The organism is Arthrobacter sp. 05L428 (genome assembly GCF_056397665.1).
Genome location: NZ_JBFTNW010000015.1, coordinates 1 through 7,929 on the forward strand (window position 1 = coordinate 1; position 7,929 = coordinate 7,929).

Below are 7,929 nucleotides of genomic sequence, written 5' to 3' on the forward strand. Positions count from 1 at the left end.
TTCAACCTCGACGGCTCCACCCTCAAGCCCCTCCAGGCATCCGGTGACACCGCCGTCCTCGAAGGCACCCGCGTCCTGATCTCCGACACCGCCGCCGGCCTGCTGAACAAAACCTTCAAGACCGACGCCGTGAAGGCCGACATGCTCGTTGGCATCGCCAAGATCACCGTCAACACCAAGTAACACCCCACCAGGAATGGTTGAGAACGCCACGGACCTTGGGGGTCCGTGGCGTTCTCGGCTCTAGGATTAGACTGGCCCCGGGGCCACAGAACGGTGGAGTGATAACGACATGCAAATGCCCAACCCGCAGAAGCTCACTCAAGCTTTGGCCGCAAAGTTCGCATCGCCGACCCGCAGTTCACGCCTGACGGTAGTGGTGGGCCGCTGGCTCGGGGTCAGCTTCACAATATGTTTCCTGACCGGCCTCTTCAGTCATGGACTCCAGAATCCGCCGTCCTGGATGTTCTTTCCGACCAGACCGGTCTGGATCTACCAACTGACGCAGGGACTCCACGTAACTGCCGGCATCGCCTCGATTCCTCTGCTTCTGGCAAAGCTGTGGTCCGTGTACCCCGAACTGCTCAAGTGGCCGCCCGTGAAGTCTCTGCTGCATGGCCTCGAGCGGGCCTCGATAGCCTTATTCCTCGGTGCATCTCTAGTGCAGCTGACCACCGGGCTGATCAACACCTACAAATGGTATCCGTGGCCCTTTCCGTTTCGTGAGACGCATTATTGGTTGGCCTGGGTGATCTGGGGATCGCTGCTGTTGCACATCGCGGTCAAGCTACCCGTCATCGCCACCAACTGGCGTGCCCGTTCCGCGGGAGGGCAGGCCGGCAAGCCCTCCGACGGCGGGATGGACTCGCACGGGCGGGCGTCCGTCGCCGGCAGTCCGGGCCGCGGACGATGGTCCCGGCGGGCATTCCTGATGGGTGTGGCAACGGCGACCGGATCGGTTGTGCTGACGACCGCCGGACAATCCTTCGCCGTGCTTGCACCGCTAAACCTTTTCGCTCCGCGCAAGATGGGCACCGGGCCGCAGGGGGTGCCGGTCAACAGAACGGCTGTAGCTGCCAGCGTCACAGAGGCGGCCAATGACGCCAACTGGACCCTTCTGGTACGCAACGGTGACTCCCGCCGGACCTTCAGCCTTGCCCAGCTCAAGGCAATGCCCCAGCACACCCACGAACTTCCCATCGCATGCGTCGAGGGCTGGAGCCAGACTGCGCAGTGGCGCGGGGTCCTGGTCAGGGACTTGATGGACGCCGTGGGGGCTCCGGCCGGGTCCACCCTTCGTGTCACCAGCTTGGAACCGGAGGGCGCCTACCGGTTGATGACCATGGCCCCGGAATACGCCCGGGACGAAAAAACGCTGGTGGCCCTGGAGCTGAACGGCTCCGTACTCGATCTCGATCATGGCTATCCGGCCCGCATCATCGCCCCCGGCCGGCCCGGAGTCCTCCAGACCAAATGGCTGCAAAGTATCGAGGTCCTGTGAAAACGCCGAACTCCGTCAAAGCCGCACGTGCGGCCCTCGGCGCCGCCGGTATCGCCATGCTGGGATACGGACTGCTGGGCCTGCCCACCCAGTTAGGGCCGGAGCAGTTGATCGGACTGCTGACGTGGATGGCCGTTGCCGTCCTTATTCACGACGGCGTCATTGTGCCGCTCTCCACTCTTGCGGGCGCAGGCCTGACGAGGGCCGGGTCGAAGCTCCAGCCGCTCTCGGCCGCAGTGCTCCGCGGCGCGCTGCTAAGTGGTGCGGTAATCACCTTGATTGCTGCAATTCTGGTGAAGGCCCAGTCCGTCGCGCAGAGCACCACCGTGCTGGAAGCCAACTACGCCGCCTCCCTCACATGGTTCTGGGCGTTCCTTGCGGGCGGCTCTGCCGTGACCATCTTTGCCCTGGAACGAAGAGCCCGCGGGACCGGGCGGGTCCGCCGCCGCTGACCCGGCAGATCCTTTCGGCAACAGTCCCGGGGCCGGAAAGCCTGCCGGCGCCGGTGGCTTACACCCGGTCGCCGCGCAGGGGAGAGGTAGCAAATTCCCGCATGCCGTCGTCGAATCCGACGTTCGGAGCCCAGCCGAGTTCGGCCTTGATCCGCTCCGAGGAGGCCGTGACGTGGCGGACGTCGCCGAGCCGATACTCGCCGGTGACTACGGGCGCCGGACCGGCGCTGAAGGCACTCAACGCGGCCGCCACGTCACCGATGGTGTGGACCTCGTCCGCACCGACGTTGTAGGCGCGAAAGGCCGGGGCGCCGTCGTCGGACAGCGACTCGGCGGCGGCGATATTTGCTGCCGCAACATCCCGTACGTGGATGAAACTTCGGCGCTGGGCTCCGTCCTCAAAGACACGCGGAGCTTCACCGCGGGCCAGGGCCGACCGGAAGAGGGAAGCGACCCCGGCATACGGCGTGTCTTTGGGCATCCTGGGTCCGTAGACATTGTGGTAACGCAAGGCAATCGCCGAACCCCCGGTGCTCCGGGCCCACGAGGAGGCGAGGTGCTCCTGGCTCAGCTTCGATGCTGCGTAGACGTTCCTCGGATCCATGACGGCATCCTCGGTGACCATCGCGGGGACCAGAACGGCGCCGGTTTCCGGGTTGCGTGGATCGTAGATGCCGGCGCGAAGGTCCTCCTCCGAGCGGGGACCGGGCCTGACCGGCCGGCCGGTTCCCGGATCGACGTAGGCGCCCTCGCCGTACACCACCATCGAGGAGGCGAGAATCAGGCGGGTGATGCCGTGGCACTCCATCCCGGCGAGCAGGATGGCCGTGCCGTAATCGTTGTTGCGGATGTAGTCAGGTGCGTCGGCGAAGCTGACCCCAAGGCCGACTTTTGCGCTCTGATGGCAAACGGTATCGATTCCCTGCAACGCCGACTCCACGGCAGCCGGGTCCGTCACATCTCCCGTGACGAGGTCCACGCGCCGGTCAAAAGCCGGTTTGTGCGGGTGCAGGGAAGCGTCCAAGGAGTCGAGGACCCGAACACTCCACCCCTTGGCGAGAGCAGCTTCGACGATGTGGGATCCGATGAAGCCGGCGCCGCCGGTCACGAGGAGTCTCATCAGAGACCCGCTGACGGGCCGACCGGAGCGAGCGCCATGATTCGGCGCACGGCTTCCGGGTCCATGAGCGGCCTGGCGGCATAGTCGGCGCCGACGGCGGCGAGGGCTGTCTCAAGGATGGCAAGGACGTTGACCTGGGCATGTTTCAGCCGCGCGAAGACGGCTTCAGCCGTGACCGGTTCGGAACCGTCGTGGCCGGTGTCGGAGTCTGTGACGAACGCCAGATTGGCGAAGCCCATGTTCAGCTCCGCGGCCAGGACGGGTTCGGGATATTGGGTCATGCTGATAATGTCAGCCCCGCCGGAGACGTACCACTGCGACTCGGCCCTGGTGGAAAATCGCGGTCCGTTGATGACCACCACTGTCCCTTGGGGGGCGCTGGGCAGCTGGAGCTGATCAAGGGCAACGTGCAGATACGATCGAAGTGTCGGGCAAAACGGGTCCGACGCCGGCAAGTGCTGGACGCCGGCCGGCGCGGCGCCGTCGGCGGTGGTTCCGTCGAAGAACGTGTCGGCCCGGCCCCAGGTGCGGTCAATCAGTTGGTCCGTGACCACGAATGTCCCGGGCCCGAAGCCTTCCCGCAACCCGCCCACGGCGGAGGATGAGAAGACCGCCTCGACCCCGACGCTCTTGAGTGCCCAAAGGTTGGCACGGTAGTTGATCTTCTGCGGCGGAAGCGAGTGCTCCCCGCCGTGCCGGGGGAGGAAGGCCACTGTCTGTCCGGCCACCTCGGCAAATGTCAGCGGCCCCGAAGGCCGCCCGAAGGGTGTGTCGACGTCGACGACGGCCTGCACCGTTGCGCCGGGGAGAGTATAAGTACCGGAACCTCCGATGACGCCGATGCGGGGGATGCGGGGATATTGGTTATGCATAACGCGATCCTGCCAATTGTTGGAACTTGCTTGAAATCGTCTCTGTGGGTCGGTCACCGGGGTCATTGGGGTGCGGCCGCGAGGTGACTTGCCTCGGCCTGCAGCCGCCGGTGGGCAGCCGTTGCAATTCCACGGCGGCGTCGAAGCCACGCTCCGGTCGCGACGGTGGAGGCGGCCAAGAGGAGGACGCCCTGGTTGAGAGGCTCACTGTATGGGGCGGCCGAGGGAACCATGTAGATCACGTCCAGAGCCAGAATGACGCTGATGTATTCCCAGCGGCGGCTCAAGACGATGAACGGCATGAGCATCAGTGCGTACCACGGGTAGTTCGGGCTCACGATCAGCAGGGTCAGCCCGATCATGACCGTCTGCTGTTCCCAGAGATTCGCCGCCGTGGTCCGTCTAAGCACACCGTGAGCGACGATAGCCAGGGCGGCCGCACTCAGTACGGGGATCCAAGGCCCGGCCGCGACGATCTGGGCCAGGCCGAATCGGATCCCGCCGCTTTGGCTGTAGCCTTCCTCTTTCAGGTAACCGGGGAGGAATCCGAGGACTCCCGCTCCCGCGAACGCCAGATAAGGCACGTAGAGCAGCGTGAACGTCGCCACGGCGGCGGCGATGAAACGTGCCGGGCGCTTGAACAGTAATCCCGGGGCCGCGATGGCCGGAATGAGTTTCGTTGCCACTGCGGCTCCGAAAGCAACGCCAGAGCGGAGCGGCTTTCCTGCTGTCAGAAGGATTCCTGCAGCGAGAATGAGGGCGCCGCCCAAGAGATCAACGTGGGCGTTGTTGATTGCCTCGAGCTGCACGAAAGGGCTCCACCCCCACACTGCGGCCAGATGGAGGGGCATCCCGCGGGCGGCGAGAATGCGGAGCAGCATCACTCCAACGGCCACACTGATTAGCAGCCCGCCGAGCTGGAAAGGAAGGTACCCCACCGAATCCGGAACGGCCGCCCGCACTCCGAGGAAGTAAATCTCAGCGGTTGGCGGATAGATGGTGTGCACGTGCGGGCGGTTAATGGCCGAGCACAAGGGTGTCCCCGACGGATACCCCAGGGCAGCGACGGATTCAGTGCCGAATAGCTCCTTGGCACAAACTGGTCGGCCGTCGCTGTCTAAGGAGCCCGGCGCGAACAGCCAGCCCGGCCGCAGGCCTGCAAGTGTCTCATCCAGCGGTACATGCGAGTACGGGGAGATTCCCGCCTTTTGAACGATTCCGTCCCAGGCGTATCGTGCAGAATCGTTACTGGTCCGTGGCGGTGCGCTTACGGCAACCGCGCCAAGCAAAACCGTGCCCGCTATGATCACCGCCCCAATGCGGTCCCGTGGCACCCGCCTGAGCAGGAAGACCGCCGCCATCAGCAATATCCACGAGATGCAGGTGCCGACGATGGGAGCCGACTCGAAGGGATTCCGCGGCAATACCATCCACCAAAGCACTGTCGCGGCCAGGATGAGCACGGCGGCCAGAGCGGCGTAGGTTCCCGCCCGGCGCCCGGAAGCGCGGGCCGCGCCGGGCGTGCTTTCAGTTTGCGGCCGGACGCTCATGCTGTGAATCCGCCCGGACCTATGGCTGGCGAGAGTCGACAAAAGACGCGGCCCTGCCTGTGGTGGACGGACTTTACGGTCCATCCTCCGCGGAGTGCGCGGGATTCGAGACCGGCGGCGCCGGTTCTGGCCCACCGAAAAGGCTCGCTTTGGTTACCTTGGGCGTCTTCCAGGACCGCCGCGTAGACGGTGTCCAGTTCGGCATCGGTTTCCACTTCCACCAGGAGAGTCCCCTGGGGGGCGATGAGTTGCAGGCACCGGCGCAGCAGGGTCGTGATGCTGCCGCCGATACCGATGTTTCCGTCCAGCAGGACCAAGGATTGCCACTGCCCGGCGTGGGGAACCGGGGCGAATATGGACTGTTCGAGGGCGCGGGCGCCGCGGCCACGGGCCCGGTGGACAGCCTCGGCACTCGTGTCGATGCCCAGGGCCGTCAGGCCCATGTCCTGCGCTGCGGCCAGCAGCCGGCCGGGACCGCATCCGACGTCGAGCACGGGCCCCTGCAGGTTCCTCAACAGCGAAATCTCCAGTGAGCTTGCCTCGTCGCACCAGTTGCTGACGTCGAAAGTAACGGGGGGCGCAGCATCTTGTTCGGTGTCCGGCCGCAGCGTCAGAGTGCCGAAGCCGTTCGCAAGGGCCCGGGCGTAGGGTTCTCGTCGGCCCTGGCCGAAAAGCGCAAGCGGCGTCATGCCGACGGCCGTCATCCCCCGGCCCCGGCGATCGGTGCCTGGTCCTGCAGGACGGGCGCGGCTTGTGCGACGGCCGACGAGAATTCGGTGCCGGGCATCCCGGCAGCGATCTCCAATGCATCGCTGAAGTAGTCCATATCCCGCAACTCGGGCAGCATCCCGGTTGTGAGGCCGGCGGCACGGAGCCTGTCGTGCTGGTGGGCTCCGGTGGTGTCGGTGGACATCGGCACCCCCCGGATGAGGGTGCCTGTTGGCTTGCGAAGCGCGAGAGCCCAGAATCCGCCGTCGGAGGCGGGCCCGAGCCACGCGTCGTGGACTACCGTTCCGGTGCCCCAATCCTTAAGCAACGGCGCGACATGGTGCAGCGAGAATTGTGGTGTGTCCATGCCGATGATCAAAAGCGGACCGGAAGCGGCATCGCAGATGGCGGCGAGTCTTTCGTCGAGTCCTCCGGAAACCTGAGGCACCACGACAAAACCCTTTGCGTCTCCCGCGGTCGGGGTCCCGTCCATAACCAGAAGTCGGTCTCGCGCAGGCAATTGCCTGACGGTTTCCAGGGTGCTGCTGAGGCTGAGTTGCGCCAGATGGGCCGCATCTTCGGGAGATAGCGGCGGGCTTAGCCGGGTCTTCACCCGCCCGGGCAGACACTCTTTGGCGATGACGGCCACCGTCAGATCATTCAGGTTGCGCATACTCATGATTCGTCGCCGGTGCCCTCGAGGACCGGTCCGGAACCTGTGGCGGCCGCGGCCGCCTTGAGCTGGGCCGACATATCCCGTACCGCGGTAATGGTTCCGCGGAGGGTGCCGGTGACTTTCGATTTGCCAGTCCGGGGGGCGTACGGAACGGGTAGTTCCAGGATTCTCCAGCCGCGAAGGCTCGCCTTCAGGAACATCTCCAGCGGGTAGCCGCTGCGACGGTCCTCCAATGCCAGCGAAAGCAGCTGGACCCGGCGGCCCGCCCGCATTGGGCCAAGGTCCGTCACCCGTTCCCCGGTCAGCCTACGGAGCCGCCAAGCCAGGACGACGTTCGCGACACGGGCATGGGCGGGCCAGGAACCGCGCTGCGGCTGGCGGCTGCCGAGCACCAGATCCGCACTGCCGTCGATGACCGGGGCGAACAGCGCCGGTAACTGTGCCGGGTCCAGCGAACCGTCGCAGTCGCAGAAAGCCACGTATTCGGCCGTGGAGGCGAGCAGGCCCGCGTGGGCCGCAGCGCCGAAACCGCGGCGTTCCTCGCGAATGACCATGGCACCAAGTTGGGTGGCGAGTTCAGCGGAACCGTCCGTAGAGCCGTTGTCGACCACAATTGCCCGGTACCCCTCCGGCAGGCGCGCGAGTACCCAGGGCAGTGCGCCCTTCTCGTTCAGACAGGGTAGAACCACATCAACCAAAACTTCGGTCATTTCAGTCACCTTTCAAGGCTACGGCGGGGAAGGCCCACGTCGGCCGGGACGCACCACGGTCCAGGCAAGGAAAAGTGCCACGGTGCCGGCAGAAGCGGAACCGTGGCACTTCCCACCGGTGCAGACCATGCATCCGGCGAGTTTTCCTGGTGGGGTGTTACTTGGTGTTGACGGTGATCTTGGCGATGCCGACGAGCATGTCGGCCTTCACGGCGTCGGTCTTGAAGGTTTTGTTCAGCAGGCCGGCGGCGGTGTCGGAGATCAGGACGCGGGTGCCTTCGAGGACGGCGGTGTCACCGGATGCCTGGAGGGGCTTGAGGGTGGAGCCGTCGAGGTTGAA

At 65.4% G+C, this 7,929-nt stretch carries 8 protein-coding genes and 2 pseudogenes; 3 read left to right on the top strand and 7 right to left on the bottom strand.

The window, feature by feature from the left end; genetic code table 11:
* The 3 genes and pseudogenes from AC1DH3_RS16585 to AC1DH3_RS16595 all read left to right on the top strand — a co-directional run.
* Positions 1–183 (top strand): annotated as a pseudogene (locus tag AC1DH3_RS16585) (hypothetical protein); the annotation flags it as partial.
* A 115-nt stretch (positions 184–298) separates the two neighbouring features.
* Entirely contained in the window at positions 299–1,501 is a 1,203-nt protein-coding gene (locus AC1DH3_RS16590; RefSeq protein WP_476909806.1) for a molybdopterin-dependent oxidoreductase, read from the top strand.
* Positions 1,498–1,953, top strand: a complete 456-nt coding sequence (locus AC1DH3_RS16595) for a hypothetical protein (RefSeq protein ID WP_476909807.1) — start codon at positions 1,498–1,500, stop codon at positions 1,951–1,953. The genes AC1DH3_RS16590 and AC1DH3_RS16595 overlap by 4 nt, the downstream gene beginning before the upstream one ends.
* A gap of 58 nt (positions 1,954–2,011) precedes the next feature.
* Here the strand turns inward: AC1DH3_RS16595 and AC1DH3_RS16600 are convergent, their stop codons facing one another.
* From AC1DH3_RS16600 to AC1DH3_RS16630, 7 genes and pseudogenes are all read right to left on the bottom strand, one after another.
* The gene (locus AC1DH3_RS16600) at positions 2,012–3,073 is read right to left on the bottom strand and encodes an NAD-dependent epimerase/dehydratase family protein (RefSeq protein WP_476909808.1); all 1,062 of its coding nucleotides are present in this window, start codon (positions 3,071–3,073) and stop codon (positions 2,012–2,014) included.
* A complete protein-coding gene (locus AC1DH3_RS16605; RefSeq protein WP_476909809.1) occupies positions 3,073–3,945 on the bottom strand; it encodes an MTAP family purine nucleoside phosphorylase in 873 nt (290 codons plus the stop codon). Before AC1DH3_RS16605 ends, AC1DH3_RS16600 begins: the two co-directional genes overlap by 1 nt.
* A gap of 62 nt (positions 3,946–4,007) precedes the next feature.
* Positions 4,008–5,495, bottom strand: a complete 1,488-nt coding sequence (locus tag AC1DH3_RS16610) for a glycosyltransferase family 87 protein (RefSeq protein ID WP_476909810.1) — start codon at positions 5,493–5,495, stop codon at positions 4,008–4,010.
* Complete coding sequence (locus AC1DH3_RS16615; RefSeq protein ID WP_476909811.1) at positions 5,492–6,184, bottom strand: class I SAM-dependent methyltransferase; 693 nt, start codon at positions 6,182–6,184, stop codon at positions 5,492–5,494. Before AC1DH3_RS16615 ends, AC1DH3_RS16610 begins: the two co-directional genes overlap by 4 nt.
* Positions 6,185–6,195: 11 nt before the next feature.
* Positions 6,196–6,876 carry a TIGR04282 family arsenosugar biosynthesis glycosyltransferase gene (locus tag AC1DH3_RS16620; protein WP_476909812.1) on the bottom strand — a complete coding sequence of 227 codons (681 nt, stop codon included), beginning with the start codon at positions 6,874–6,876 and terminating at the stop codon, positions 6,196–6,198.
* Positions 6,877–6,878: 2 nt separating this feature from the next.
* Positions 6,879–7,589: a glycosyltransferase family 2 protein gene (locus AC1DH3_RS16625; protein ID WP_476893641.1), complete on the bottom strand. Its 711-nt coding sequence runs from the start codon at positions 7,587–7,589 to the stop codon at positions 6,879–6,881.
* A 157-nt stretch (positions 7,590–7,746) separates the two neighbouring features.
* A pseudogene (locus AC1DH3_RS16630) lies at positions 7,747–7,929 on the bottom strand (hypothetical protein); the annotation flags it as partial.